We start from the raw sequence: 26,912 nt of genomic DNA, 5'->3' as shown, positions 1-26,912 counted from the left end.
TCTTTTATACGGTGGGTATTATGACAGACCGACGCCGATTTTCTCGTATCCTTTATCAGGCACCAGCAACACTGATACAAGGCCAAAGGCAACTGGCTACCTGTATTCAAGACCTCTCTTTACATGGGTTGCTTTTATGGGCGGTTGATGAGCCAAATATTAACCCTTCTGAGCCTTTAGACGTTGAATTCACTTTACCAGAGAGTGATATTACTCTCACGATGGTAGCGAAGTTAGTCCGGCAAAATGAACGCATTCTTCACCTTAAAATTGACCATATTGATATTGAAAGCATCGCACATTTAAAACGTATGATAGAACTCAATGTGGGCAATGATGAACTTCTGCATAGAGATATTGAGCACTTAGCAAGTTTAGGCGACGAAAAAAGGGAATGATGGCGAGTCAGTGTCTACTAACTCGCCATTCTATATGCTAAGCCCGATGAATCGCATCATTGGCTTGTTTCAGCAAGTTTTGACTCTCGTTCATAAACTGCTGAGAATATTGGCCAAACCATTGGCTTACTTGCTCAAACTGTTCGATAAACCCCTGCTTGTCTTGCTGTTCGATTAAACTGACCGCTTGAGCAAAACTTTGCTGAAAACGCTGGATCATCTGCACATTTTCCTGAGAAGAGAGGATGATGTCCCCGTACAAGTGAGGATCTTGACCAAATAAGCGCCCAACCATAGCCAATTCAAGCCGATAAATCGGAGAACTTAATTTCAGCAATTGTTCAAGATTCGGGTTTACCTTAGAAAGGTGCAAGCCGTAAACAAAAGAGGTAAAGTGGCGCAAAGCTTGGATCAATGTCATGCCATGATCGTGTTCATCGGCATCAATTTGACACAAGCTCGCCCCCCAAATCGCAAACTGATCTAATAACCACTGATACTGTTGTTCGCCACGACCATCACAATACACAATCACTTGTTTAGCAAGGCTTGGGACATCGGGGCCAAACATCGGATGCAATCCAACCACGGGGCCTTGGTGAACCTTTAGCATGGCCGCTAATGGCTTCGCTTTAATCGAGGTTAAATCACATAAAATACAGTCTTGGGGTAACTGGCCCAGCTTATCAATGACGCCAAGCGTTAAATGAATAGGCACAGTGACCACGACCAACCCAGCATCATGCAAGAGTTCATCGGCCTGTGCCCAATCTTGGCTTCCCAAAATTTTCACAGGGTAACCCGATAAACGGAACATCCGGGCAAATAAACCACCCAGTTGTCCTTTTCCCCCCACGATCACTACCGAACGTAACTTAGGATTTAAACACTTAAAGCCGGAATCTTTCTCACTAGCATAAGATTCACGCATTGTACGACGCAAAATATCTTCGATTAACTGAGGAGGAACACCTTTACGCTCAGCCTCTGCTCGTCGAGACGCTAACATGGAGGCTTCACGCTCTGGCACATAAATCGGTAAGCCATAGCGGCTTTTCACTTCCCCCACCTTTTCGACTAAAGCCAAACGACGAGCCAGCAGCTCAACCATCTGTTTATCCACATCATCAATTTGGTCGCGTAATACGTTTAATTCTTCGGCCATCGGTAAATCCTTTCCCTTACTTAACCTTTGAGGCGATTTTCTAAAAATGGAACCAGCTCTTGATGAGCATGACGCAATAATGCCTCAGTCGCTTGCCAATGAATACAGGCATCCGTAATAGAAACACCATAAGCCATTTTCTCTTTTGGAAGATCAGCCGACTGATTACCCTCATTTAGATGGCTCTCTATCATCAAACCAATGATAGAGCGGTTCCCTTGACGAATTTGATGAATAACATCTTCAGCCACCAAAGGCTGACGGCGATAATCTTTGCGCGAGTTAGCATGGCTACAATCAACCATCAATGCAGCGTCAAGGCCTACCTGCTTCAGCTCTTGCTCACATTCTGCAACAGAAACTGAATCATAGTTAGTTTGCTTACCACCACGGAGAATGACATGCCCATTGGTATTTCCTTGAGTCGTTAACAATGCGACTTGTCCTTCACGGTTAATCCCCATAAAACGATGGCTTGATGATGCCGCCTGCATCGCATTAATCGCGGTCGCTAAACTGCCATCCGTGCCATTTTTAAAACCAATCGGCATTGAAAGACCACTGGCCATTTCTCGGTGCGTTTGTGATTCTGTTGTCCGAGCACCGATGGCAGCCCAACTAAAGGTATCGGCTAAATATTGAGGGCTAATCGGATCTAACGCTTCCGTGGCTAAAGGAATTCCCATTTCAGCCAGATCAACGAGCAGTTTACGACCAACATGTAAACCGTGTTCAATATCAAAAGTGCCATCCAGATGAGGATCGTTAATTAACCCTTTCCAGCCCACCGTTGTTCGTGGCTTTTCAAAGTAAACACGCATCACAATATAGAGTTGATCGCTTAACTGCTCTGATAATACTTTAAGCTTGCTCGCATACTCTTTAGCTGCGTCAATATCATGGATAGAGCAAGGGCCACACACCACCAGCAAACGATGGTCTTTTTTATGAATGATGTCTGCTATCGTTTGGCGTGATTGACGAATAAACTGGCGAGCCTTATCGCTCAATGGTAATTTCTCTTTTAACGCATCTGGTGTGATTAAAATCTGTTCATCGACAATATTAATGTCACTTAAGTCACTTTTTCTCATACTTCACCTGTAATAATTTATTTACACCCATTCATTGGCGAATCTTAAATCTGAATAAACGTTAACTTATCAGCCTTTGGTTACATTGCAAGTGTAAATTATAAAAAACATACATCGTAAAAATAAATTTACATCCAGACTTTGTTGACGTTATCCTCAATCTCCGTAAACAGCCATGTTTTATTCAAGTAAACTTCCCTAAAATAGGCTATCCCTGCAATTGATCTCTAGGCTGTTTATGGAATTGGTGCTTTCTCTGCTACAACAAATGTGTGTTTACTTTGTACTGGCTTATATGCTGAGTAAAACACCACTCTTTCTTCCCATTCTTAATATCTCTAGCCACTTCACACATAAACTCAGTGTGTATGTATTGTTTTCGCTCTTTTGCATCTTAGGCACCTATTTAGGCTTGCAAATTAATGATGCGATTGCTAACACTCGGGCCATCGGTGCCGTCATGGGCGGAGTATTTGGTGGGCCTGTTGTTGGGTTTGCTGTTGGTTTAACAGGTGGCCTTCATCGTTTTACATTAGGCGGTTTCACAGACCTCGCCTGTGCGATTTCAACCACAGCTGAAGGGCTCATTGGTGGTCTCTTTCACACCTATATGATCAAACAAGGGAAACGCCAACAACTCTTTAATACTCGCACCGTATTCACCATTACTTTGATCGCTGAAGTGGTGCAAATGCTCCTCATTTTATTAATTGCCAAACCTTTTACTGAAGCCTATGAACTTGTTTCTGCGATAGCCATTCCTATGATCATCGCTAACGCTTTAGGAGCCGCTCTGTTTATGAGTATCCTACAAGATAAAAAAACGATTTTTGAGGAATATTCAGCCACCTTCTCACGCCGAGCTTTGAACATTGCCGAACGCTCGGTCGGCATTCTTGCTGCAGGTTTTAACCCCAGTAATGCAGAAAAAATCGCCAGAATTGTTTATGAACAGACCAATGTGGGGGCTGTTTCTATCACTGATCGAGAAAAAATTCTCGCGTTTGTGGGGATTGGAGATGATCATCATAAACCCAATACGGCTATCTCCTCTCAAAGTACACTCGATGCGATTGCTCGTAATGATATTATCTATTTAGATGGTAAAGAGCACCCTTATCAATGTTCATTATCCTCCACCTGTAAACTGGGGTCGGCGTTAATTATTCCACTCCGAGCGGGTGATCGGGTAATTGGAACCATTAAACTGTATGAACCTAAACGTAAACTGTTTTCCACCATCAATATGTCGATGGCGCAAGGGATTGCTCAGCTACTTTCTAGCCAGATTCTGTATGGTGAATATCAAGAAAAACAGATCCTGTTATCACGAGCTGAAATCAAGTTACTTCAAGCTCAAGTTAACCCACATTTTTTGTTTAATGCATTAAATACCATTAGTGCCGTGATCCGCCGAGATCCAGCAAAAGCGCGAGAACTTATCCAACATCTCTCACAGTTTTTTCGCAGCAACTTAAAACAAAATATTGGGACCGTGACACTCAAAGAAGAGTTAGCCCATGTGAATGCATATCTCACCATTGAAAAAGCGCGTTTTAGTGATCGTCTTGATGTAGAAATAGACATCAATGAAGGGCTATTCGAGAGAAATGTTCCCAGCTTTACTCTGCAACCTTTGGTTGAGAATGCAATCAAACATGGCACTTCAAATCTGCTAGAAGGAGGTAAGATTCGTATCTACAGCATAGAAGAAGAGACGGGAAGCCGGATTGTCGTGGAAGATAATGCTGGAAGCTATCAAACACCAAAGCAAGATCATGATGGCCTTGGAATGCAAATTGTGGCGAAACGTTTAACTTATAAGTTTGGCAATGCATCATCACTCAATGTGGATGTTGAACCCCACCAATACACAAGGATGAGTTTTCTCATCCCACAGAAAGGAAGTTATTGAAGTATGAGTATGCTGTCTGCGTTAGTCATTGATGACGAACTTTTTGCTCGTGAAGCGCTCATGGAGTTATTAGATGAAAATGGCAAAATCAACGTGATTGGTGAAGCCAATAATGCCATTGAAGGGTTAAAGAAAATTCATCAGTTAAAGCCGGATGTGGTGTTTCTTGATATACAAATGCCACAAATTACGGGGATTGAGCTGCTCGGTATGCTCGATCCTGAGGCCATGCCCAAAGTGGTATTCGTTACCGCTTATGATCAATATGCACTACAAGCTTTTGAAGAGAATGCCTTTGATTATTTACTCAAACCCGTTGATCCGGCTCGGTTGGATAAAACGATTCAACGCCTACAGCGTAATCTCACCAAGACGCAAGATTTCACGCTATTGACTCCTCCGCAACTTGATCATATCCCCTGCATTGGCCTTAATCGCATCATGATCATTCCAACTCAAGCGGTAGAGTTTGCTTTTAGCGATATCAGTGGAGTACATGTTCAAACCGCTCAGCAACGTGCCACCAGCCAATTAACCTTAAAGATACTGGAAGAGAAAACCCCATTACTTCGCTGCCATCGTCAGTATCTAATCAACCTTAAAGCGATCAAAGAAATCAAACTACTGGAAAATGGATTGGCTGAAATTATTACCCTAGCCGAACATTCAATTCCTGTCAGCCGCCGCTATTTAAAAGAATTGAAAGAAAAGCTAGGGTTTTACTCTTAAATAAAGGCATATAACACGCCTTTATTTACCCATACTGCTCAGTAATACGCCGCATAGCGACGCTGGCTTGCTGCCATTTATCTAACGACCGGAGCTCTTGGTAGGTAAAACTCTTCTGTTTCAGCAGAGAAGTGGCCTGTGCTACCTCGGTGATAGGCAAGTTATCTAACACCGCAACCGCAGACTCACGCTTATTACACATTAAAATCATATCGCACCCAGCGGCTAACGCCTGCTGTGCTCTTTCTGCAGGTCCGCCCATAATTGCAGCCCCTTCCATACTTAAATCATCAGAGAAAATAATCCCTTGAAAACCGAATTCCTGACGCAATTTTTGTTTTAACCAATAAGCAGAGCCACTGGCGGGCTGTGCATCATAATGAGGGTAAATAACATGAGCCGGCATCATCGCATCCAATATGCCTTCATCAATTTGCGCTTTAAAAATCTCCATATCCTCATCAATCGAATGACGTTCATCATAAGGTGTTTCTAGATGAGAATCGGCCACTACCGCGCCATGCCCAGGGAAATGTTTACCGGTTGTTGCCATCCCTACTGACTTCATTCCACACATATAAGCTCGGCTGTAGGTCAGTACGGTTTGAATATCGTCACCAAATGCACGGCTACCAATAGCGCGGCACTCAAATCCTTTATCCAAAACGGGAGCAAAGCTGAGATCAATATCATGCGCAATTAACTCCGCCGCCATTAACCACCCCCCCAGTTCCGCTAAGGTTTCTCCGTTTTCACACTGAGCATAATATTGCGCAGCTGGAATGGGGCTAAAGCCTTCACGAAAACGCTGCACCCGCCCCCCTTCTTGATCAACTCCAATCAGAATCGGGCGTTTTGCCGCTTGACGAATGGCTTTATTCAACGCCAATAACTGTGCATTATCGTGATAGTTTCTAGCAAATAAAATAACGCCACCCACCGTTGGATGCGCCAAGATTTCACGATCTTCAGCCGTCAGTTCACAGCCTTCGACATCAAGCCATAACGGTCCCATTTTTGCCCCTTATTGAGTAGTGAAAGGTGAAAGTGAAAATTATCACAGCCAATGAGGTTATTCAGTTTGTTTTTCAATTACAATGACTTTTCATAACCTAACCCACTCTACAGCATGGGATAAAAGCATGGCTGAACGTGAACTCTACATTGGCATTATGTCTGGAACCAGTATGGATGGCGTCGATACCGCACTGGTGGCATTCACAGATCATCACATCGAGTTACTGGCACACCGTTTTCTCCCCATGCCAGAGAAGCTCAAACAGCGTTTACTCAACATTTGCCTCGGGCAAGCCACCCACCTGCAAGAGATCGGGCAGTTAGATCATCAACTCGGCCACCTGTATGCCGATGCGGTTGAGCAATTACTGGCACAAAGTGGTTATCACGCGGCGCAGATCACGGCTATTGGAAATCATGGACAGACCGTTTTTCACCAGCCCGATGGGGAGTCCCCGTTTACCCTTCAATTAGGTGATGCCAATATTCTGGCCGCTCGAACCGGAATCACCACCATTGCTGATTTTCGCCGCAAAGATATGGCCCTAGGTGGCCAAGGAGCCCCATTAGTCCCCGCTTTTCATCGCACCATTTTTAACGTCACGGATTCAACCGTTGTGGTGCTTAACATTGGCGGCATTGCCAATATCTCGGTGTTATTCCCCGATAAAACCGTCTTGGGATACGACACCGGCCCCGGAAATGCTCTGATGGACAGTTGGTGCCAGCGACATACTCAGCAGAGCTATGATGCCAATGGAGAATGGGGACGTCAGGGGAACCTTAATGCTTCCCTACTGCAAGCATTAAAGCAAGACCCTTACTTCCTTCGCCCAGCCCCCAAAAGTACGGGACGCGAATATTTTAACCTGCCGTGGTTGGAGGCTCATCTGGTCAATCATCCATTGAGTGCCCCCGATGTGCAGCGGACATTATGTGAATTGACGGCTCAAACCATTACCGATGAGGTTTGCCGTTATGCTCAAGGGCCGACACCAAAACTATTCGTGTGTGGCGGAGGCGCTCAAAATGACCTCTTGATGGATTGTTTACAAGCTCACCTCCCAACATGGCAAGTGGCTTCAACTGACAGTAAAGGCGTCAATGGAGATTATATGGAAGCGATGGCTTTTGCTTGGCTGGCGCAACGAAGAGTTCACGGTTTACCCAGCAATTTACCTGAAGTTACTGGGGCTAAACAGCTCGCGTCTTTAGGCGTTATCTACCCGGCTGATGAGAGGGTGAACCGATAAAATTTGTAACACTATGCTAATCTCATTCTCTCTTCATCGGTAACCGCCTGTACCGATGAAGGAGGAACGATAAGCATCTTCAGATAGAGCTCAGCGGTTATATTCATTCCAACCGCGTTGCCATTCCATACGAAACTTTTGGGATTGTTCGGTTCCTTCACACACCCCTTCATAATATTGCCCATTCACGCCCATTTGATAGGCAAAGTTAGGATTACAATATTCCATAATCCCTTTGAGATAACCACTCTCATAATCATTATGCTTTACTGGCCCCAATTCAGATAAAGCCTGATACGAACGAGGAGTATAACCAGCAATACCATCATTGTAGCCAATTTGATGCCAATTCCCCTTTTGAGCCAAATCATTTTCACTAGCAACACACCCCATTAAGGCGAAGGCGATTCCAACCACTATCACTCTGCTCATCATTACCCCTTTACTTAATAAAACACGAAAAACTACGGTATTAACCATTTATTCAAAACCACTCAATGAACTTAAATACCACTTAACTTTTTATACGACCACTCACAAAAAGACTCAATGAGCGAATTCGACGAATAGCTTACTATCGGCACCGTTAAACACTCTCTAACTGATTGAAAGCTGAGAGTTGAGTATAACGATCCATTTAACGATAAACCCCTACGCATCATACAAATATAAAGGATAATGACTATGTTGTGGTTTCTAACCTGCGTTGCAGCCTTAATTGGTGGGTATTTTCTCTATGGCGCGATAATTGAGAAAATATTTGGTATTAATGAACAGCGCCGAACACCGGCACATACTCAAACCGATGGGGTGGACTATGTACCGATGTCTACCCCCAAAGTTTACCTCGTTCAACTGCTTAATATTGCCGGTGTTGGCCCGATCTTTGGTCCTATTATGGGTGCTTTGTATGGCCCAGCAGCGATGCTGTGGATTGTGGTTGGGTGTATCTTTGCCGGAGCCACCCACGATTACTTCTCTGGCATGCTATCGGTACGTAACGGTGGAGCTTCCGTTCCAACGATTACGGGCCGCTATTTAGGCAATGGCGCTAAACATTTTATGAACATTTTTGCCATTGTTTTATTGCTATTGGTTGGCGTTGTCTTTGTGTCTGCTCCTGCTGGGATGATCACCAATTTAATCAATTCACAAACGGATGTGACGGTTAGCATGACGGCCATGGTCGTTATCATCTTCGCGTACTACATTATTGCTACTATTGTCCCCGTTGATAAAATTATTGGTCGCTTTTACCCACTATTTGGGGCATTACTGATTTTTATGTCCGTAGGGCTGATGACGGCTATTGCTTTTTCTAGTGAGCACCAAGTACTGGGTGGCTTTAAAGTCAGTGATATGTTGACTAACCTCAACCCCAATGATATGCCGCTGTGGCCCGCTCTTTTCATCACCATTGCTTGTGGTGCGATTTCCGGTTTCCATGCAACCCAGTCCCCACTGATGGCTCGTTGTATGGAAAATGAGAAGAATGGACGCTTTGTCTTCTACGGCGCAATGATTGGTGAAGGGATTATTGCTCTAATATGGTGTACCGTTGCGCTTTCATTCTTTGGCTCATTAGAATCGCTCTCTGATGCCGTTGCTAACGGTGGCCCAGGCAATGTGGTCTACAGTGCATCATTTGGCTTACTAGGCGTGTTTGGTGGCATTCTTGCTTTCCTTGGTGTGGTGATTCTACCGATCACCTCTGGCGATACCGCATTTCGCTCTAGCCGACTCATTTTGGCTGAATACTTTGGCATGGAGCAAAAGTCATTACGTAACCGATTGATGATGGCGCTACCACTCTTTGTACTAGGTGCCGTCTTAACTCAAGTCGATTTTGGTATTATCTGGCGCTACTTTGGCTTTGCTAACCAAGCAACAGCCGTCATGATGCTATGGACAGCCTCGGCATACCTACTCCGTCATAACAAACTGCACTGGGTGACCACGATTCCTGCGATCTTTATGACGTCTGTCTGTATCACCTTTATTCTCAACAATAATGCACTGGGCTTTGGTTTACCGATGTTGTTATCCACCATTGTTGGCATTACCTCATCACTGGCCATTATGTGGTATGTGATGCGAATATCGAAAGGTAAAGGAGAGATTGATCTCGCAGAGCAGCAAGAGATCGAAAAGAAAGCCATAGAGACAGCTTAATCGAGTATGTCTATCATCCATAACCCAGCCAACGCTGGGTTATTCTTATCAGAAATGAAAAGGGAGCATCTTTGCACCCTTTTCATTTTTCATCAGAGAGCCTTTGGTGAATTAGTTTATCTGCTTAATCTGTAGTTCTTTGGGGACTTCAAAAAACATATTTTCTTCACGACCAAGCACTTCTTCCACTTCGGTCGCACCTAATTGTTGAATACGCGCTAAGATTTGGTTAACTAACTCTTCCGGTGCAGAAGCACCTGCCGTCACGCCCACGGTTGTTACCCCATGAAACCACTGAGGCTGAATATCTTCCGAGCAATCTGTCAAGTAACCGGGAGTACCCAGTTTTTCTGCCAGCTCTTTCAGCCGAGTTGAGTTAGATGAGTTTTTCGAACCCACAACGATCATCACATCCACTTGCTGCGCTAACACGCGAACCGCATCTTGGCGATTTTGAGTTGCATAGCAAATATCATCTTTACGCGGCCCCTGAATATCAGGAAAAACTTCACGTAATTTATCGATCACATCCGAAGTTTCATCAACCGATAGCGTTGTTTGACTCACATAGTGCAGATGAGTTGGGTCTTTTACTTTTGCTTGCAGAGCAAGAACATCATCTGGTTTTTCAACCAGATACATTCCGCCAACATCACTGGCATATTGTCCCATGGTGCCCTCTACTTCCGGATGCCCAGCATGACCAATTAGCACCACTTCCATATGTCGTCGACTAGCACGAGCCACCTCCATATGCACTTTAGTTACTAATGGACAGGTCGCATCAAACACGGTTAATGCTCGCTCTTTGGCCTCTTGACGCACCTGTTGAGAAACACCATGTGCAGAAAAAATGACAATATTGTCATCAGGAACTTCACTTAATTCCTCAACAAACACAGCCCCACGCTGTTTGAGGCCTTCTACCACAAAACGGTTATGAACCACTTCATGTCGGACATAAATCGGAGGCTGGTACAACTCTAGTGCACGTTCAACAATGCTAATGGCACGATCAACACCAGCACAAAAACCGCGGGGATTCGCTAACAATATTTTCATGTTATTGCTCATGAGTTAAAAATCTGGCTATGGTCAATCGTATTAATCTACCGAGACTATTTCGACGTCAAACACAACATCTTGCCCAGCCAGTGGATGGTTAAAATCAACGGTGACTGAATCGCCCGCTATCGCGGTAATAATACCAGGAATTTCCACACCATCGGGACCGCTAAAAGCCATTATCGTTCCGACTTCGACCTCGCGTTCACCAACAAATTTGCCTCGCTCCATATAGTGAATGTTATCAGGATTTGGCAAACCAAACGCATCTTGAGCCGCTAAAGCGATGGCTTTTCGCTCCCCTGCTTTCATTCCTAATAAGCACTGTTCAAAGTTGTCGCTTAAGCTATCATCACCGATGATAAGCTTGGCTGGTTTGCCCATATTATGTGTGCTATCAGCAACAGAGCCGTCTTTAAGTTTAATGGAAAAATGCAGCGTTACCGCTGAGTTGTGGGTAATGGTTGTCACGTTAGGCTTCCTTAAAAGGGTAGACCGACTCTTAATGGCTCGGTTTGTTCTATTTATTTTGTTAAACGTCTTTCTAACAAAAAGCGCCGACCGAATCAACGGGCGACGCCTAAGGTTATTCAATTCGCATCAGACGAAATTCACTGTTTTTTCGTTCGAAAACTATCAAACACAATCATAGCCGCACCAATGCAGATGGTACTATCAGCTAAATTAAACGCGGGCCAGTGATAAGTTCCCCAGTAGAAATCGAGATAATCTACCACAAAACCGTGGACCACTCGGTCAAATACATTCCCGACCGCCCCACCAATGATCAGTGCGTAAGCAATATTGTTCCATTTTTCCGAGGCGGGTAAGTGTCGCATCCAATACACTAACAATCCAACAACGCCTACGGCAATGCCAGTAAAGAACCAACGTTGCCAGCCCGCTTGATCGCTCAAGAAGCTAAAGGCAGCACCGTAGTTATGAACATAAAGAAGATTAAAGAAAGGAAGAACTTCAATACGGTTCCCCCAGCCATAACCCATTTTATTCATCACTAACAGTTTAATACCAATATCCGCAAGGAATACGAGTAACGCTAGCCATAGCCAGCGCGCTCCTGATTGTTTTAATGACAATGCTTGTTGAGTCATACTCTCGCCTTGAAATTACGCAAACTGACGTTGTTCACCTTCGCCTTCTACGTTAGAGACACAGCGACCACAAATCGTTTCGTGACCTTGGATAGAGCCGACATCAGAGGTGTAATGCCAACAACGATCGCATTTCTCTGCCTCAATTTTGCTCACCTGAACAAACAAGCCTTCAATCTCTGTTGCTTGTGCTGCATCGCTCTTCTCTTCCAGCGCTTTTACTGTGGCTTTCGAGGTTAACAATACAAAACGCAGTTCATCTTGCAATTTACTGAGTTTCTCAACTAATGCGGGTTCAGCAAAAAGAGTGACTTCTGCTTGTAGTGAACCCCCAATAGTTTTTTCACTACGAGCATTTTCTAGCAGTTTATTCACTGCACCACGAACATCCTGAATATCATTCCAGAAGGCACTGCTGAGTACTTCATTCTCATCTAATGCGAACAGGTCCTGATACCACTCGGTCACAAAGACAAACTGGCTACGTTTTTCACCATTGGCTTGTAATGGTGGCATCGCATTCCAAATTTCATCGGCGGTAAATGACATAATCGGTGCCATCCAACGCACTAAAGCTTCAACAATATAATAAAGCGCTGTTTGGCAACTGCGTTGCGCATGACCACCACGCTTCGCGGTGTATTGGCGGTCTTTGATCACATCGAGATAGAAAGAGCCCATTTCAATAGAACAAAAGTGCATCAAGCGCTGTACTACCGCGTGAGTGTTGTATTCTTCATACGCTTTAATAATTTCCTGCTGCGCAGCTAAAGCTCTTGCGACGGCCCAACGATCCAATGCCACCATCTCTTGTGCAGGAATCATATCCGTGGCTGGATTAAACCCATTCAAGTTCGCTAAGAAGAAACGAGCAGTATTACGGATTCGGCGATACGCATCTGCACTACGTTTTAATATTTCATCAGAAACGGCGACTTCGCCCGTATAATCAGTTGAAGCGACCCACAAACGTAGAATATCTGCCCCTAGTTTATTGGTCACATCTTTCGGTGCAACAACGTTACCGATCGACTTAGACATTTTACGCCCTTGTCCATCCACCACAAAACCATGGGTTAACACCTCTTTATATGGCGCTTTACCTTTCATGGCGACCGATGAAATCAATGAAGATTGGAACCAACCGCGATGTTGATCAGAGCCTTCTAGATACATATCAGCCTGAGCACCATTAAATTCGGGTCGATTGTCTACAACCGCATAGTGTGTCACACCGGAATCAAACCAGACATCCAACGTATCCAGCACTTTTTCATACTGATCAGCATCGCTACCCAAGAACTCGGTGGTATCAAGATCCCACCATGCTTGAATCCCTTTTTGTTCAACCAACTGAGCAACTTTTTCAATCAGTGCTGGTGACTCAGGATGCAGCTCAGCCGTCTCTTTATGAACAAACAGGGCAATCGGTACACCCCATGTCCGTTGACGAGAAATACACCATTCAGGACGACCTTCGACCATGCCTTCAATTCGGCTTTGACCCCAATCAGGCATCCATTTCACGCCTTTAATTTCACTTAGTGCTTGCTCACGTAACCCGGCTTGATCCATCGATACAAACCACTGCGGGGTAGCACGGAAAATGATCGGCGTTTTATGACGCCAGCAGTGTGGGTAACTGTGCTCATACGCATGGTGATGTAACAGCGCCCCTCTTTCTTTCAGCACCTCAACAACCGCATCATTGGCTTTAAATACGTGCTGACCAGCAAACAGTTCTGTATCCGGAAGATAAACACCGTTAGAACCGACAGGGTTAGCGACTTCCAAACCATATTTTTGACCGACTGCAAAGTCTTCTTGACCATGGCCTGGGGCAGTATGCACCACACCCGTACCTGATTCAGTTGTAACATGATCACCTAAGACCGCAGGCACAGTAAAATCGTAGAATGGGTGTTGGTATTGAGTCAGTTCAAGATCCGCCCCTTTCGCAAAACCTAGGTTATGGAAATGTTCAATACCCGCACGATCCATCACCTCTTTGGCCAATTCTGCTGCAACGATGATTCGCTCGGCTTGTTCACCTTCAACTTGGATCAACACATATTCAAGATCATCACGCAAACAAACGGCACGGTTTGCAGGTAATGTCCAAGGGGTTGTCGTCCAGATAACAATAGATAAGTCACCATGACCAGTATGGCCTTGCGCTAAACTAAATTTACTGAGTACCGCTTCAGGATCAGCCGCTTTAAAACGGACATCAATAGAAGGAGAAACTTTATTTTTGTATTCCACCTCAGCTTCAGCCAACGCCGAACCACAGTCGGTACACCAGTGAACCGGCTTAAACCCTTTAAGTAGGTGGCCATTATCGGCAATTTGTCCCAAAGCACGAATAATGTTCGCTTCGGTTGCAAAATCCATAGTGCGATACGGTTTATCCCACTCGCCTAAAATACCGAGGCGTTTAAAACCTTCTTTCTGGCCTTCAACTTGCCCTGCCGCATATTCACGGCACTTTTCACGAAACTCCGCTGCCGTCACTTTCTGACCGGGTTTGCCCACTTTTTTCTCAACCATCAATTCGATAGGCAAACCGTGGCAATCCCAACCGGGAATATAAGGGGCGTCAAAACCTGAAAGTGTCTTGGATTTAATAATAATGTCTTTAAGAATCTTGTTGAGTGCGTGACCAATGTGAATATCACCGTTGGCATAAGGAGGGCCATCGTGTAATACGAATGATTTTTTGCCTTGTTTGGCTTGACGGATCGCTCCGTATAGATCTTCTTTGTACCAACGTTTTAGCATTTCTGGCTCACGTTTAGCCAGATCGCCGCGCATTGGAAACCCTGTTTCAGGTAAGTTCAGGGTATCTTTATATTCACTCATCGATTCTTAATTCCGTTCTATTGGGCGAAGTTAGACATTATGTGTATCGGTGGAATCAACCGACGCACTGTAAAGCTGACGCAGCCACACCCTTGCTGCCTCAGCATCCAATTCAATTTGTTGTTTGAGCGCATCAAATGACTCAAACTTACGTTCATCACGTAGCTTATGTAAGAGCGCGACTTCGAGCTGTTTTCCGTACAAGTTGCCTTGAAAGTTAAATAGATGCACTTCCAATTGTTGGCGAATACCATTAACCGTGGGCCGTTGACCTATATTCGCCACCCCCCCAATCGGTTGTTCTCCCAAACCATATGCTTGAACCACATAAACTCCAGACACAGGAGAAACACATCGTTTTAGAGGAATATTGGCGGTCGGAAAACCAATGGTACGACCTAATTTTCGACCATGAGAAACTCGGCCACTGATACTGTAATCTCTTCCCAGCATACTGGCAGCAAGAGGGAGATCATCAGCAGCCAGCGCTTCTCTTATTAAGGTACTACTCACTCGAGCATGCTCAACACAAAAACTGTGCGTATTCACAACCTCAAAGCCATATTGTTTTCCCGCTTGACGAAGCATGGCAAAATCACCTTTACGGCCTTGCCCGAAGCAGAAATCATCTCCTACTACCAGAAACTTAACACCCAATTGGGTGACCAACAAGTCACGAATAAAGGCCTGAGCATCTAAATTGGCAAAATGATGATTAAAATTGACACACAACAAGCGATCAAGCCCTAATTTTCCCAATTGAACAAATTTATCTCTCAATCGAGTTAACCGAGCTGGTGCACGCTCTTTGAGAAAGAGCTCCATCGGCTGCGGTTCAAACGTCATCACCACCGAAGGCAAATTCAGTTGCTTTGCTTGTTTGGATACCTGACTTAACACTTTCTGATGCCCAAGGTGCACGCCATCAAAATTACCGATGGTCAGTACGCAGCCATGGTGATGAGGCTTAATGTTATGAATACCGCGGATCAATTCCATTGCAATACGCTTAAAACCTATTGTTCTCAATTATATGGGTGTAAAACTGGCGGATTATACCTTAACTATCTCTCTTCTGTCGCGGCTTTTAGGTCTTTTACTCGGACCCCAAAGAGCAAAGCACTCAGAAGGTAAGCTAAGGCACCAAAGACAATGAGACCACTTAAAGTCAAAGTTCGTTGGGTTAATCCCCATTCTAACCAGACTGGCATAGCCTCCAATTGCCAATAGATGGCTGTCACCATAACTGCACCGGCTAAAATCAAACGAACCACAAACCACACCGTTTGACGACTCACTCGATACACGCCTTGACGATGCAAACCTCGATATAACAGAGCCATATTAATAAAAGCAGAAAGTGCAGTAGCCACCGCGAGCCCCACATACCCATAAAACCAAGCCAAAATGGCGTTGAACACGATATTACTTAACATCGATATAATGCCGTAACGTACGGGGGTTTTGGTATCTTGCCGAGAGTAGTACCCCGGTGCTAACACCTTAATTAACATAAAATTCAGCAAACCGGCGGAGTAAGCAAATAAAGACAATGAAGCTTGCTGTACATCACTGGCGGTGAATTCACCACGCATGAAAAGCACCATCAACATAGGTTTAGCTAATACCATTAAGCCTAACATGGCTGGAATGCCGAGTAGAATCACCATCCGTACCCCCCAATCCATGGTTTGTGCAAACCCAGTTTGATGCGCATCGACATGTTTACGAGATAGAGCGGGTAAAATAACCGTTGCGATGGCAATACCAAATAAACCTAATGGAAATTCTAATAACCGATCAGAGTAATAGAGCCAACTGATCGAACCAGTTTGCAAGAAACTGGCAACAAAAGAATCAAATAACAGGTTAATCTGGCTAACTGATACGCCAAATAATGCTGGTATCATCAAGGTACGAATTTTCACCACGCCGGGATCTTTCCATCCCCATTTCGGCTTAACCAACATGCCGGCTTTGATTAAAAAAGGCAGTTGAAATAAAAATTGCACCAAACCGCCTAAAAAGACCCCAATGGCTAAACCCACCTCTGGCTTGGCGAGGCTAGGCGAAATATACCATGCGGATAAAATCATCATGACGTTCAGAAAAACAGGAGTGAAGGAAGAGACCGCAAATTTTCCTAACGTATTGAGAATCGCACCGGATAAAGCAACAAAAGTGATAAACCACAAATAAGGGAAAGTAATTTTCAGCAATAAGCTGGCTAACTCAAACTTTTCCGCGGCTGGGCCACCATTTAGCCAATCCAAAAACCAACCTGCACCAAATAGTGCCGTTACGACACCAGAAAAAACGATACCAAGTAGCGTCACCACCGTGACGAGGACACCTAAGGTGCCTGACACTTTAGCAATCAATGCTCGGGTTTTTTCTTTGTCTCCGGAAGCGTGGTATTCCGTTAAAACGGGAACGAAAGCCTGAGAAAAAGCCCCTTCAGCAAATAGACGGCGCAAAAAATTAGGAATACGGTTGGCAAAGAAAAACACATCTGCGCTCGCCCCTGCGCCCATTAAATTCGCCACAACAACATCACGAACTAATCCCAAGACACGGGAAATAAATGTCATAGCACTCACAATGATGCCAGACTTGAGTAAACGTTTACTCACAGTAACCTCGAAAAATCAGCGAAAAGAGCCAGCCAACAACCAATACCACAGAATCAAGAAGCCTGATTATCAAGGCTTCGTCTTCTATAAATACCAGTCAGTTTATTCACTTAGTGATTATCTCTCACTATTGAGTCAAAGAATGTCAGCGTAAGATCCGGATAAGTATTAGCATTGGTAAAAAAATACTGTTAGAATCCACGCCATCTTAACCGTGAAGGCCTTGTGATACCAAACTTGTTTGGTTTAGACGGGTTTTTGCACAAATCATTTGACATTTAAGTGCAAATAAGGGATATTTCCGGCCCTTAAATTGTCACCGAACTAAAGTTTTTGGGAGTTAGACCCTTGGCAAATAACAAATCTGCTAAGAAGCGCGCTATCCAATCTGAAAAACGCCGTCAGCACAATGCTAGCCGTCGTTCAATGATGCGCACTTACATGAAAAAAACTGTTGCTGCAATTGCTGCTGGCGACAAAGAAGCTGCAACTGCTGCGTTTGCAGTCGTTACACCAATCCTTGACCGCATGGCGACTAAAGGCCTTATTCATAAGAATAAAGCAGCTCGTCATAAGTCTCGCTTCTCTGCAGCGATCAAAGCTCTATAATTGAGTTTGATTTCTCAGTGATGAAAAAACCGGCTAAGGCCGGTTTTTTATTTTATCTCTATTTTTTAGCTTTTTCCGCTAAACCCATCCCCACATCATCGAGTTCAGTGAGAACAATATAAACGATGTAACAACTCAATCATGGCTTTTACTTCGCTACTGCTTAACGTATAAAACACGGTTTGCGCTTCTTTGCGCGTCTCAACTAAGCCATCCCTTCTTAGCCAAGCCAAGTGCTGTGACAACGCCGACTGGCTCAACTCTAACTTTCCACACAACTCACCAACGGAGAGTTCCTGATTGTGTAATAAGCACAGAATTTGCAGCCGCCTCTCATTTGCCATGGCTTTTAATAACACCACTGCTTGAGTGGAGTTCTGTTCCATTTGTTCTAGGTTCATGAGTAAGCCTCTTTTTCATAACCACTTAAGCTACCCCATACCCACGCACTGTTTGACTCACCAAAACCCAAGGCGAGTAAGTCACACCTTACTGCTCTGACATTTTCTAGCCGGGCAATAAACGTAGAGAAGTAAGTGAACAGCTACAGAGGGACACTTAAATATATCGAACAGATAAAATAACAGCAGACGCTACCTTATCAAGTCGCCCGATCTGGCAGATAGTAATCTATTTGTTAACAATAATATACACCCAAAACGTACCATAAAAGCGAACCTCAGGGTGCCTCGACCAGTTATATTTGCTCAAAAAAATGTTGAAAATCAGCATCACACACACTTTTTACTGCCGGATGTTGAATCATCCGCTCAGCAAAAATTACGTAATATTCCTCTTTAATTTCTTCTATTTGGCTGATCAAATGCAACGTTCCTTCTTGCTCCATTTCTGAACGCAGTAATAGTGGGGCCATGAAAATAACGTCTGGATGATACAAAGCAAAAGCCTTCATCAATGCCGCATCATCAAACTCACCCAACACATTAGGCTGTAATCCTTTCCGTTCAAACCATTGGCGAACTTTGCGTCCCATCGCAGTCCGGCTGCCCGGTATCAATAATTTTTGATTGGCTAAGATAGCGGGATACGCCTTTCTATCCACTTTACTGCTTGAAAATAACCCCATATGGCTTTCACCCAGTTTTTTACTAAAAAGCCCCGGACTCTGACTTGAATCGACAGGGCAATCGGAAAGGATCATGTCTAATTTATGCTGTGATAGCTGCTCAAGCAGCAATTCATGGGTCGACTCAAAGCAGCGTAGGTGAATTCGGTTATCTTCCGGCACGGTCGTCATTAATATTTTACTCACTAAACGCTTAGAAAGCGCATCGGCGACCCCTACATCAAACAACACATTAGCACGTTGACTATAATTAACGATATCCAGCATTTCATAGCTCAACCCAAACATACGATCAGCATATTTAAACACCAACTGCCCTAACTCCGTTGGCTCAATACTGCGCCCATTTCGCTTAGTCAGTTTGCCTTCTAATCGCTCTTCCAATGCCTTAATTTGGCCTGTAACCGTTTGAGGTGTTAAAAATAGTGCTTCCGCCGCCCCCGTGACAGAGCCTTGTTTACATACCATCCAGAAATAATAGAGATGGTTATAGTTGAGATGTGACATACCGTGAGCTTCAAGATGAAAAGTGAAGTTGTGGTTATAACAAACCTCATGATTGACTGCAAACATTTCGATAATACCGATACGTCGTTAATTTATTGCCATGTAAAAACGAAAAGAAAATGCATAATCGTCATGATCATGACATATAAGAAAGCAGATATTATCTAGAAAACCCCCTTTCCCATTCAAAACATAAAAATAAAAACCTTTAAATATCAAAGTGATGAAGATTAATCTTAAACAAAATAAGAAGTAAATAACAAAACCATCATTTAATCATGCCTTTGTCATATTACTGAAATATTTCCGTTCTACTATCGCGCACAGATTCAACAACCGACCTATGGTGTTCATAAGGTCAATGGAGAACCCCATGATAAACCAAGCGACATCAACAACGTATTCAAGCGTCGCAACGACTCGCTGGCTACGTTGGATAAACTTGGCCTTTATGCTGTACCTATTGTTACTTGCCGTTGCGATGGTCGGCAGTGGATTTAAATGGTCAGTAGGAGAGCAAGCCAAAGCACTTTTTGCGTTTGCTTCACACCCTGTAGCAGGATTAATGATAGGTTTGGTGGCAACGGCCCTCATTCAGTCGTCCAGTACGGTGACGTCCATCATTGTCGGATTAGTGGCAGGTGGCCTACCAGTAGAAATAGCTATCCCAATGGTGATGGGGGCGAATATTGGTACAACCGTAACGAATACGCTGGTCAGTTTAGGACATGCCCATTGTAAAGATGAATTTAAACGCGCCTTTGCCAGTGCAACCATTCATGATTTTTTCAACTTACTCGCGGTGCTGATTTTCTTACCATTGGAGATGATGTTCGGGATATTAGAAAAAATATCCTACTGGCTGGTCTCTCCACTCATGTCGACAGGCAATATGAGCATGAAAGGATTAGACTTCATTGGCCCTGTCACTAAGCCCATCATTAGTACTCTCCAGTCTCAGCTGTTTTCACTCGGTAATATTTGGGGTGGAGTCGCTATGATAGTGATCGGTATTCTGATTATTTTCTTTGCTATCTTAGCCATGGGAAAACTCATGAAAAAACTCATGGTTGGTCCCGCTAAAGAAATTTTGCAAAAAGCCATTGGCCGAGGTCCATTACATGGCATCGCCTCTGGAAGCATTGTCACCGTACTCGTTCAATCCTCTACGACAACCACCACTCTCATCGTTCCTTTAGTCGGCTCAGGGGTGCTCAAAGTCCGTGATGTTTATCCTTTCACGCTAGGCGCAAATATTGGTACTTGCATTACCGCTCTGTTAGCTGCAACCGCAGTATCCGGAGAGTTTGCGGTTTTTGCTCTACAAATTGCGCTGGTTCACTTAGTCTTTAACTTGATGGCAACGCTATTAATTTTTGGCGTTCCATTCTTACGAGAGCTCCCGCTGAAAGGTGCCGATTGGATTTCTGACTGTGCGATTAAAAATAAAGCCGCCGTTGCTGCTTATCTGTTAGCGGTATTTGTGGTTTTACCCGGCTCCATTCTGACCTTAACGACCTAATTCAATCATCGTCATTTCGTAATAAAAAAACCGCCGTTGGAAAAGACGGCGGTTTTTTTATTCTGCAATTTTAAACATTGCCAATAAGACAGACCATTGAACAATCTCAGCCAATCGGTAATTACACCGCCTTGGCTTTACTTTGAGAAGGGGAGTTATACTGAGAATGGGTACTGAATCGCCTCATGATGCTGGTAATCAGTGACTTCAAAGTCATCTAATGTTACCCACGTTTCTAAATCTTCTAATGAACGAATGTCAGGATTGATCTTAAAGTGGGCAGCACCCAATGGTTCACGCTTCAATTGCACGTCTCGCATCAGTGCCAATTGGTCTTCATAAATATGAGCGTTCACAATTTTATGATATGCCTGTCCCGGTTTCTTACCCGTGATTTGCGCCATCACAGCAAGAAATACATAGACTTGAACCATGTTAAAATTCAACCCAAGCGGTACGTCACAGGAGCGTTGAGTACTATTTAAGTACAAAGTATCGCCTAACAAAGAAAAGTGGTGACTGTACATGCAAGGGCGCAAGCACCCCATATGAAACTCTCCGGGGTTATAAAAATTGAGAATCTCTCCTCGATCATCAACACCATGAGTCAGATCGTCAACAATCTTCTTGAGTTGATCGATATGTCCGCCATCAGGCTTTGCCCAAGCGCGACCTTGAACTCCATAGACCCGCCCCATGTCATCTTCACCTTTTCGGTAAGGATTGTTCAGCCAGTCTTGGTTTAAATTCGCATTCGCATCCCATGTTTTAGTGCCTAAACGACGAAAATCAGCGGCATTATCGTAACCACGAATATACCCCAGCAGCTCTGCCACGGCGGCTTTCCAAAAACTTTTACGCGTTGTGACCAACGGAAACTGATTATTGGCGACATCGTAAGTTAAGTCGGCATTAATGACGGTCAGGCAACGCTTACCGGTACGTTTATTTTCAACCCAAGCGCCTTGTTCAACAATTCGCTGGCAAAGGTCTAAATACTGCTTCACTTCAAGCCCTTATTTCTTTTGAGATGCATCTTGATAGACTCGGCGCTGATACGCCCAAAACATGAGTAGTCCACCAACCATAATCATTGGTGTGGAAAGAATTTGCCCCATTGAGATCATGTCACCAAATAATCCAAGCTGCACATCAGGCTCACGGACAAACTCAACCAAAAAGCGGAATGTACCATATCCGATTAAAAATAACCCAGAAACCGAGCCCAGAGGACGCGGTTTTTTGATAAACCAGTTCAAAATAAAGAACAGAACAATGCCTTCTAATGCCAGCTCATACAGCTGAGAAGGATGACGAGGCAGTGGCCCGCCATTAGGGAACACAAATGCCCAAGGTACATCCGTCACTCTTCCCCAAAGCTCTGAATTCATGAAATTACCTAACCGCCCCAATCCCAAACCAAATGGGACTAAAGGAGCAACAAAATCGGCCACCGAAAAGAAAGCACGTTGATGTCTGCGCGCATACCAGAACATGGCCGCAATCACCCCGAGCAATCCACCGTGGAATGACATTCCACCAGTCCAAACTTTAAATAGGTATAAAGGGTCTGCTAAGAAGAGGTCGAAATTATAAAATAAGACATACCCAACTCGACCACCAATGACAACCCCAAGAAAACCGGCAAAAAGTAGGTCTGAAACTTGCTCTCGGGTCCAGCCACTACCCGGTTTATCTGCTCGACGGTTTGCTAACCACATAGCAAATAAAAAACCCAATAAATACATCATGCCATACCAACGAATAGAGAGTGGCCCGATGGAAAACAACACAGGATCGATGTTCGGAAAAGTTAAATATCCCTGAGACATAAATGACGTTCTCTTATTTTTAAGAAAGAAACATTATTGCAGTAACATTGTCAGCGCAACAAACATGAGGAAAATAGCAAAAAAACGTTTCAAAGTCGCCGTAGGAAGCTGTGAAGCCCATTTAGCGCCAATGCGAGTCGTAAACATAGACGTTGAGGCTATCGCCAATAAGGCAGGAAGGTAGACATAACCAATGCTGTAATCAGGTAAATTTTCTAACTGATAACCATGTAAGATAAAGCCCACCATACCCGACAGCGCTATCACTAAACCACATACCGCAGAGGAGCCAACCGCTTTTCTCATTTCAACACCATGTCGATTTAAAAAAGGAACCGAAAGAGAGCCTCCACCAATACCCGCTAAAGTAGAAATAATACCAATACCAGAACCACATATTAGGGTGACCCACGGCTTGGGCATGGGATGGTTTGAGCGGGCTTGGATAGAAAAGGCCATCTGTATCGAAAGCAGTAGGACGATCACACCAAAGACTTTGGGTAAATATTGATTAGGAATCCACTCTGCAACCACTGCCCCTAAGAAACCGCCTAATAACACCCCCGGTAATAACCATTTAACGACAAAAAGATCAACATTACCCAATTTCAGGTGATTAAATGCTGAAGAAGTTGAGGTGATAATAATCGTGGCAAGAGAGGTGGCTAAAGCTAAGTGCATCACAATCTCCGTCGCAACTCCCGCTTTAGGCAATAGAAACAATAACGCCGGTACGACCAACAATCCGCCGCCAATTCCCAGCAGACCCGCCAATAACCCTACCACTACACCAAGCATCACCAGCAGAGCAATTAACTCAATACCCACATGATATTCCTATTTTTTCCCTGCACGCACAAACCCAGCAAAGCCCTGAGCTTCAAAATGATCAAGCATCATATTATGAATGTCGTGCCCATAAGATTGCATCAACGCCTTTTGGGCTAATAGCTGCAAATCGCTTCGAGTTGAGTGGCGAACTAAATACTTCACTTTAGCTACGTTAGACGCATTCATACTTAATGTCGTATAGCCTAAACCGATTAATAGCAATGCACCAACAGGGTCACCTGCTAACTCACCACAGACACAAACAGGAATAGAATATTGCTGACAAATCTGCTGAATTTGTTTCAACGCCATGATCACCGCTGGATGCATAGAGTCATAGACATCAGCCACATGGGCATTGTTCCGATCAACGGCTAACAAATATTGGGTAAGATCATTGGTGCCAACCGAAACAAAATCAATTTTATTGGCGATCATCGGCAGTAAATACAACATGGAAGGAACTTCCAACATCACCCCAATTTTAGGCATCACAATACTGGCATCCAGTTTTACCGCTTCTTGATAAGCTTGTTGAATGAACATCAAAGCACCATCTAATTCTTTCGCCCCAGAGACCATGGGCAATAAAATACGCAAATTATGATGTTCGCTACTGGCTCTCATCATCGCTCGTAATTGAATAAGAAAAATATCCGGATGATCTAGGGTAAAACGAATGCCTCGCCAACCAAGGAAAGGATTATCTTCTTCAATAGGTAGATAAGGTAACGGTTTATCCCCCCCAATATCGAGGGTTCTCATCACCACCGGACGATCAGGATAAGCATCCAATACCCCTCGATATTGCAAGATCTGTTCTTCTTCCGATGGAAAACGGTGTTGTAGTAAAAATGAGATTTCCGTTCGGTATAATCCAATCCCATCAACGCCTTGATTAATCGCAATATTGGTGTCTGCACTTAATCCCGCATTCAGCAACAGTTCGACATGTGTACCATCTAGAGTAAAAGCAGGCTCAAAAATTGCCTCATTAACCATTTTGGATAATTGTTGTTCTTCATAAGCTAACGCTCGATATTCAGCTAGAATTTGTTTCGCTGGGGAGATAAACAACTTGCCACTGTAACCATCAACAATCCCTTTTTTACCATTGATCTGCTTTAAATTAAGAGAAACCCCCATGATGGCAGGAATACCCAGTGCACGCGACAAAATCGCCGCATGAGAGTTAGCGGCCCCTTCTAAAGAGACCACAGCGAGTAATTTATCTTTAGGTAAGGTTGCTAAGATAGAAGCGGTTAACTCACGAACCACCAAAATGATCGGTTTACTGAGCTGTTGCTGTTCGTGCTCAGTATTGTAGAGAAAATACAGCAGACGCTGCCCAAGCTCTCGTATGTCTTGTGCTCGTTCTCGTAAATAAGCATCCGACATTCTGGCAAAACGATTCGAATAACTTTCGACCACCTGACGTAAGGCCCAATCCGCACGATCTCCTTTTTGGATCTGCGATTTTAAGTCATTACCCAACATGGGATCGTTTAACAAGTGAGTGAAGAGATCAAAGATAGCTAATGCTTCTTTATTGATCTCGTTATCCAGTTTTTTTCTCAGTTTACGAAAATCACTGAGTGCACTTTCCATCGCTCGGGTTAACCAAGCTTGCTCTTTTTCCACATCCAGTGTTGATGCTGGGTAGACATCCGCCAACTGAGGTTGAGAGTCGTCCCACCACAATTCTCCGATGGCCACTCCCGTAGAAGCTGGAATACCGCTGATCGCTTGCTGCTTTTTAGTCAGTAGCCAGTGCCCTTGTGTTTGAGCATAAGCGACGGTTACCGCTAACTGGGCTGCCAGAGTAACGAGGAAGGAAACCTCCATCTCACTAAACAAGCGGGGAGATTTTTGCTGAACCACCAGCACCCCCAGTACTTGTTTACGGTAAATAATGGGAGTACCAAGAAAGGAGTGGTATACCTCTTCTCCCAACTGTTTAAAATATTTAAAGTTGGGGTGCTGAGAGGCTTTGGCGAGGTTAATAGGCTCAGCCGTTCTTTTCACTAAGCCGACTAATCCTTCGTCAAAGCCGATATGTATTTTATCGCCTTTAAACTTTAAGCCTTGGGTTGCCATTAATTCTAAGCGACCCATTTCTTCATTAGCTAAGTAGACAGTACAACACTCCGTCGCCATCGCACTGCAGGTTTGCTTCACAAAAATATCCAACGCTTGGTAAACATCTTCTACTTTTGATACTTGTTCAACTATGTCCCTTAGCTGAGAAAGCATATCTATCCTCTTCGATTTTTACGTTTACCCTTTATTTTGCGTTCCTTAAAAGGCATAGCTAATGAAGCAAACTCTTTCATCGCTCGTCGATAAACATCACGCTTAAAAGACACCACTTGCCTAACCGGGTACCAATAACTGACCCAGCGCCAACCATCAAATTCAGGGGTACTTCCACGCTGCATGTTGATTTTAGATTCATCACATTCAAGACGCAGTAAGAACCATTTCTGTTTTTGTCCAATACAGACGGGTTGAGAGTCCCATCGTACCAAGCGCTTTGGTAGCTTATATCTTAACCAATGACGGCTGGTGGCGATAATTTTGACCTCTTTTTTGGTTAACCCAACCTCTTCGTAAAGCTCCCGAAACATGGCTTGCTCAGGAGACTCTCCCTCATCAATTCCCCCTTGCGGGAATTGCCATGAGTGTTGTCCATATCGTTTCGCCCAGAATACCTGACCATGGTTGTTACAAATCACAATACCTACATTGAGTCGGTAACCATCGCCATCTATCACTGGCAAACCTCTAATAAAACCTTAATGGTGTTGATTTTTCCACATATCCCCAGCGGGAGCAAATGAACTCGTCGAATTCACTCGATATTTATGATGTAAAGAGCTTAAGTGGTATAGGTTTCATACAGAAAGGGAGTTATCAACAAAAGAATGAGAGATTGAGCACATTTATTCACGTTTTCTGTGAATAACCATGTGCAGAAGAAAGGGAACAAAAGAAATTGGCGCTTTTTTATCATTTTTCATCGAAAAGAATGAAAGAAAAAATAAGCAACAAATAAACTTAATATCAATAAGTTACTAATCAGAGTTTCAAAAATTTCAGTGAAAGCCAC

General features: G+C 44.0%; 24 protein-coding genes. 7 read left to right on the top strand and 17 right to left on the bottom strand.

From position 1 onward, the window contains the following. The first annotated feature begins 20 nt into the window (after nt 1–20). Entirely contained in the window at nt 21–398 is a 378-nt protein-coding gene (locus tag B5D54_RS08630) for a PilZ domain-containing protein (RefSeq protein WP_078926134.1), read from the top strand. 37 nt (nt 399–435) lie between these two features. On the opposite strand, the gene tyrA is transcribed toward B5D54_RS08630, so the two are convergent. Together tyrA and B5D54_RS08620 are read right to left on the bottom strand one after the other, a co-directional pair. Further along, nucleotides 436–1,563, bottom strand: a complete 1,128-nt coding sequence (gene tyrA, locus B5D54_RS08625; RefSeq protein WP_078926133.1) for a bifunctional chorismate mutase/prephenate dehydrogenase — start codon at nt 1,561–1,563, stop codon at nt 436–438. Nucleotides 1,564–1,583: 20 nt separating this feature from the next. Next, on the bottom strand, nt 1,584–2,657 hold the full coding sequence (locus tag B5D54_RS08620; RefSeq protein WP_078926132.1) for a 3-deoxy-7-phosphoheptulonate synthase: 1,074 nt from the start codon (nt 2,655–2,657) through the stop codon (nt 1,584–1,586). Nucleotides 2,658–2,895: 238 nt separating this feature from the next. On the opposite strand from B5D54_RS08620, the gene B5D54_RS08615 reads away from it, so the two are divergent. Beyond that, the gene (locus B5D54_RS08615) at nt 2,896–4,572 is read left to right on the top strand and encodes a sensor histidine kinase (RefSeq protein WP_078926131.1); all 1,677 of its coding nucleotides are present in this window, start codon (nt 2,896–2,898) and stop codon (nt 4,570–4,572) included. Nucleotides 4,573–4,581: 9 nt separating this feature from the next. Beyond that, nucleotides 4,582–5,301, top strand: coding sequence for a two-component system response regulator BtsR (gene btsR / locus B5D54_RS08610; protein ID WP_078926157.1), 720 nt, complete (start codon nt 4,582–4,584; stop codon nt 5,299–5,301). Nucleotides 5,302–5,326: 25 nt separating this feature from the next. Here btsR and nagZ read toward each other — a convergent pair whose 3' ends face one another. Next, nucleotides 5,327–6,316 (bottom strand): beta-N-acetylhexosaminidase, encoded by a 990-nt coding sequence (gene nagZ, locus B5D54_RS08605; protein ID WP_078926130.1) that lies wholly within the window; start codon nt 6,314–6,316, stop codon nt 5,327–5,329. Between the two features lie 127 nt (nt 6,317–6,443). Between nagZ and B5D54_RS08600 the strand changes: the two genes are divergently transcribed. Further along, nucleotides 6,444–7,571, top strand: coding sequence for an anhydro-N-acetylmuramic acid kinase (locus B5D54_RS08600; RefSeq protein ID WP_078926129.1), 1,128 nt, complete (start codon nt 6,444–6,446; stop codon nt 7,569–7,571). A gap of 90 nt (nt 7,572–7,661) precedes the next feature. On the opposite strand, the gene B5D54_RS08595 is transcribed toward B5D54_RS08600, so the two are convergent. Next, a complete protein-coding gene (locus B5D54_RS08595; protein ID WP_078926156.1) occupies nt 7,662–8,003 on the bottom strand; it encodes a DUF2799 domain-containing protein in 342 nt (113 codons plus the stop codon). 252 nt (nt 8,004–8,255) lie between these two features. On the opposite strand from B5D54_RS08595, the gene B5D54_RS08590 reads away from it, so the two are divergent. Next, on the top strand, nt 8,256–9,743 hold the full coding sequence (locus tag B5D54_RS08590; protein ID WP_078926128.1) for a carbon starvation CstA family protein: 1,488 nt from the start codon (nt 8,256–8,258) through the stop codon (nt 9,741–9,743). A gap of 111 nt (nt 9,744–9,854) precedes the next feature. Here B5D54_RS08590 and ispH read toward each other — a convergent pair whose 3' ends face one another. The 6 genes from ispH to murJ all read right to left on the bottom strand — a co-directional run bounded on the left by ispH (nt 9,855) and on the right by murJ (nt 17,415). After that, nucleotides 9,855–10,817, bottom strand: a complete 963-nt coding sequence (ispH, locus tag B5D54_RS08585; RefSeq protein WP_078926127.1) for a 4-hydroxy-3-methylbut-2-enyl diphosphate reductase — start codon at nt 10,815–10,817, stop codon at nt 9,855–9,857. 30 nt (nt 10,818–10,847) lie between these two features. Continuing rightward, nucleotides 10,848–11,279: an FKBP-type peptidyl-prolyl cis-trans isomerase gene (gene fkpB, locus B5D54_RS08580; protein WP_078926126.1), complete on the bottom strand. Its 432-nt coding sequence runs from the start codon at nt 11,277–11,279 to the stop codon at nt 10,848–10,850. A gap of 140 nt (nt 11,280–11,419) precedes the next feature. Continuing rightward, the gene (gene lspA, locus B5D54_RS08575) at nt 11,420–11,920 is read right to left on the bottom strand and encodes a signal peptidase II (RefSeq protein ID WP_078926125.1); all 501 of its coding nucleotides are present in this window, start codon (nt 11,918–11,920) and stop codon (nt 11,420–11,422) included. Between the two features lie 15 nt (nt 11,921–11,935). Next, complete coding sequence (gene ileS / locus B5D54_RS08570; protein WP_078926124.1) at nt 11,936–14,782, bottom strand: isoleucine--tRNA ligase; 2,847 nt, start codon at nt 14,780–14,782, stop codon at nt 11,936–11,938. A gap of 30 nt (nt 14,783–14,812) precedes the next feature. Then, the gene (ribF, locus tag B5D54_RS08565) at nt 14,813–15,781 is read right to left on the bottom strand and encodes a bifunctional riboflavin kinase/FAD synthetase (protein ID WP_078926123.1); all 969 of its coding nucleotides are present in this window, start codon (nt 15,779–15,781) and stop codon (nt 14,813–14,815) included. A 65-nt stretch (nt 15,782–15,846) separates the two neighbouring features. Further along, nucleotides 15,847–17,415: a murein biosynthesis integral membrane protein MurJ gene (murJ, locus tag B5D54_RS08560; protein WP_078926122.1), complete on the bottom strand. Its 1,569-nt coding sequence runs from the start codon at nt 17,413–17,415 to the stop codon at nt 15,847–15,849. 348 nt (nt 17,416–17,763) lie between these two features. On the opposite strand from murJ, the gene rpsT reads away from it, so the two are divergent. Continuing rightward, complete coding sequence (gene rpsT / locus B5D54_RS08555) at nt 17,764–18,024, top strand: 30S ribosomal protein S20 (RefSeq protein ID WP_004394128.1); 261 nt, start codon at nt 17,764–17,766, stop codon at nt 18,022–18,024. A gap of 104 nt (nt 18,025–18,128) precedes the next feature. Here rpsT and B5D54_RS08550 read toward each other — a convergent pair whose 3' ends face one another. Continuing rightward, entirely contained in the window at nt 18,129–18,425 is a 297-nt protein-coding gene (locus B5D54_RS08550) for an ArsR/SmtB family transcription factor (protein ID WP_078926121.1), read from the bottom strand. A 296-nt stretch (nt 18,426–18,721) separates the two neighbouring features. After that, nucleotides 18,722–19,618 carry a transcriptional activator NhaR gene (gene nhaR / locus B5D54_RS08545; RefSeq protein ID WP_078926155.1) on the bottom strand — a complete coding sequence of 299 codons (897 nt, stop codon included), beginning with the start codon at nt 19,616–19,618 and terminating at the stop codon, nt 18,722–18,724. A 373-nt stretch (nt 19,619–19,991) separates the two neighbouring features. Between nhaR and B5D54_RS08540 the strand changes: the two genes are divergently transcribed. Continuing rightward, entirely contained in the window at nt 19,992–21,140 is a 1,149-nt protein-coding gene (locus tag B5D54_RS08540) for a Na/Pi symporter (protein ID WP_078926120.1), read from the top strand. Nucleotides 21,141–21,295: 155 nt separating this feature from the next. On the opposite strand, the gene B5D54_RS08535 is transcribed toward B5D54_RS08540, so the two are convergent. From B5D54_RS08535 to rppH, 5 genes are read right to left on the bottom strand one after another with little or no spacing between them, the layout of a single operon-like run. Next, the gene (locus tag B5D54_RS08535) at nt 21,296–22,147 is read right to left on the bottom strand and encodes a thymidylate synthase (protein WP_078926119.1); all 852 of its coding nucleotides are present in this window, start codon (nt 22,145–22,147) and stop codon (nt 21,296–21,298) included. A gap of 9 nt (nt 22,148–22,156) precedes the next feature. Continuing rightward, a complete protein-coding gene (gene lgt, locus B5D54_RS08530; RefSeq protein WP_078926118.1) occupies nt 22,157–22,972 on the bottom strand; it encodes a prolipoprotein diacylglyceryl transferase in 816 nt (271 codons plus the stop codon). A gap of 33 nt (nt 22,973–23,005) precedes the next feature. Next, nucleotides 23,006–23,800, bottom strand: a complete 795-nt coding sequence (locus tag B5D54_RS08525) for a sulfite exporter TauE/SafE family protein (RefSeq protein WP_078926117.1) — start codon at nt 23,798–23,800, stop codon at nt 23,006–23,008. Between the two features lie 9 nt (nt 23,801–23,809). After that, complete coding sequence (gene ptsP / locus B5D54_RS08520; protein WP_078926116.1) at nt 23,810–26,056, bottom strand: phosphoenolpyruvate--protein phosphotransferase; 2,247 nt, start codon at nt 26,054–26,056, stop codon at nt 23,810–23,812. 2 nt (nt 26,057–26,058) lie between these two features. Then, entirely contained in the window at nt 26,059–26,577 is a 519-nt protein-coding gene (gene rppH, locus B5D54_RS08515) for an RNA pyrophosphohydrolase (RefSeq protein ID WP_078926115.1), read from the bottom strand. Nucleotides 26,578–26,912 lie beyond the last annotated feature (335 nt).

It is taken from the genome of Vibrio cincinnatiensis DSM 19608 (genome assembly GCF_900167345.1).
Taxonomy (GTDB): domain Bacteria; phylum Pseudomonadota; class Gammaproteobacteria; order Enterobacterales; family Vibrionaceae; genus Vibrio; species Vibrio cincinnatiensis.
Note: the sequence above shows the minus strand (reverse complement) of the source record. Positions and strands in the feature narration are given on the sequence as shown.

What these genes read in the sequence shown, in the direction of transcription:
- B5D54_RS08615 (WP_078926131.1), top strand. Translation starts at nt 2,896, where the DNA reads ATGGAATTGGTGCTTTCTCTGCTACAACAAATGTGTGTTTACTTTGTA.
- tyrA (WP_078926133.1), bottom strand. Translation starts at nt 1,563, where the DNA reads ATGGCCGAAGAATTAAACGTATTACGCGACCAAATTGATGATGTGGAT.
- B5D54_RS08540 (WP_078926120.1), top strand. Translation starts at nt 19,992, where the DNA reads ATGATAAACCAAGCGACATCAACAACGTATTCAAGCGTCGCAACGACT.
- lgt (WP_078926118.1), bottom strand. Translation starts at nt 22,972, where the DNA reads ATGTCTCAGGGATATTTAACTTTTCCGAACATCGATCCTGTGTTGTTT.
- ileS (WP_078926124.1), bottom strand. Translation starts at nt 14,782, where the DNA reads ATGAGTGAATATAAAGATACCCTGAACTTACCTGAAACAGGGTTTCCA.
- ptsP (WP_078926116.1), bottom strand. Translation starts at nt 26,056, where the DNA reads ATGCTTTCTCAGCTAAGGGACATAGTTGAACAAGTATCAAAAGTAGAA.
- B5D54_RS08600 (WP_078926129.1), top strand. Translation starts at nt 6,444, where the DNA reads ATGGCTGAACGTGAACTCTACATTGGCATTATGTCTGGAACCAGTATG.
- B5D54_RS08550 (WP_078926121.1), bottom strand. Translation starts at nt 18,425, where the DNA reads ATGAACCTAGAACAAATGGAACAGAACTCCACTCAAGCAGTGGTGTTA.
- lspA (WP_078926125.1), bottom strand. Translation starts at nt 11,920, where the DNA reads ATGACTCAACAAGCATTGTCATTAAAACAATCAGGAGCGCGCTGGCTA.
- nhaR (WP_078926155.1), bottom strand. Translation starts at nt 19,618, where the DNA reads ATGTCACATCTCAACTATAACCATCTCTATTATTTCTGGATGGTATGT.
- B5D54_RS08590 (WP_078926128.1), top strand. Translation starts at nt 8,256, where the DNA reads ATGTTGTGGTTTCTAACCTGCGTTGCAGCCTTAATTGGTGGGTATTTT.
- B5D54_RS08630 (WP_078926134.1), top strand. Translation starts at nt 21, where the DNA reads ATGACAGACCGACGCCGATTTTCTCGTATCCTTTATCAGGCACCAGCA.
- B5D54_RS08595 (WP_078926156.1), bottom strand. Translation starts at nt 8,003, where the DNA reads ATGAGCAGAGTGATAGTGGTTGGAATCGCCTTCGCCTTAATGGGGTGT.
- ribF (WP_078926123.1), bottom strand. Translation starts at nt 15,781, where the DNA reads ATGGAATTGATCCGCGGTATTCATAACATTAAGCCTCATCACCATGGC.
- btsR (WP_078926157.1), top strand. Translation starts at nt 4,582, where the DNA reads ATGCTGTCTGCGTTAGTCATTGATGACGAACTTTTTGCTCGTGAAGCG.
- nagZ (WP_078926130.1), bottom strand. Translation starts at nt 6,316, where the DNA reads ATGGGACCGTTATGGCTTGATGTCGAAGGCTGTGAACTGACGGCTGAA.
- ispH (WP_078926127.1), bottom strand. Translation starts at nt 10,817, where the DNA reads ATGAGCAATAACATGAAAATATTGTTAGCGAATCCCCGCGGTTTTTGT.
- B5D54_RS08620 (WP_078926132.1), bottom strand. Translation starts at nt 2,657, where the DNA reads ATGAGAAAAAGTGACTTAAGTGACATTAATATTGTCGATGAACAGATT.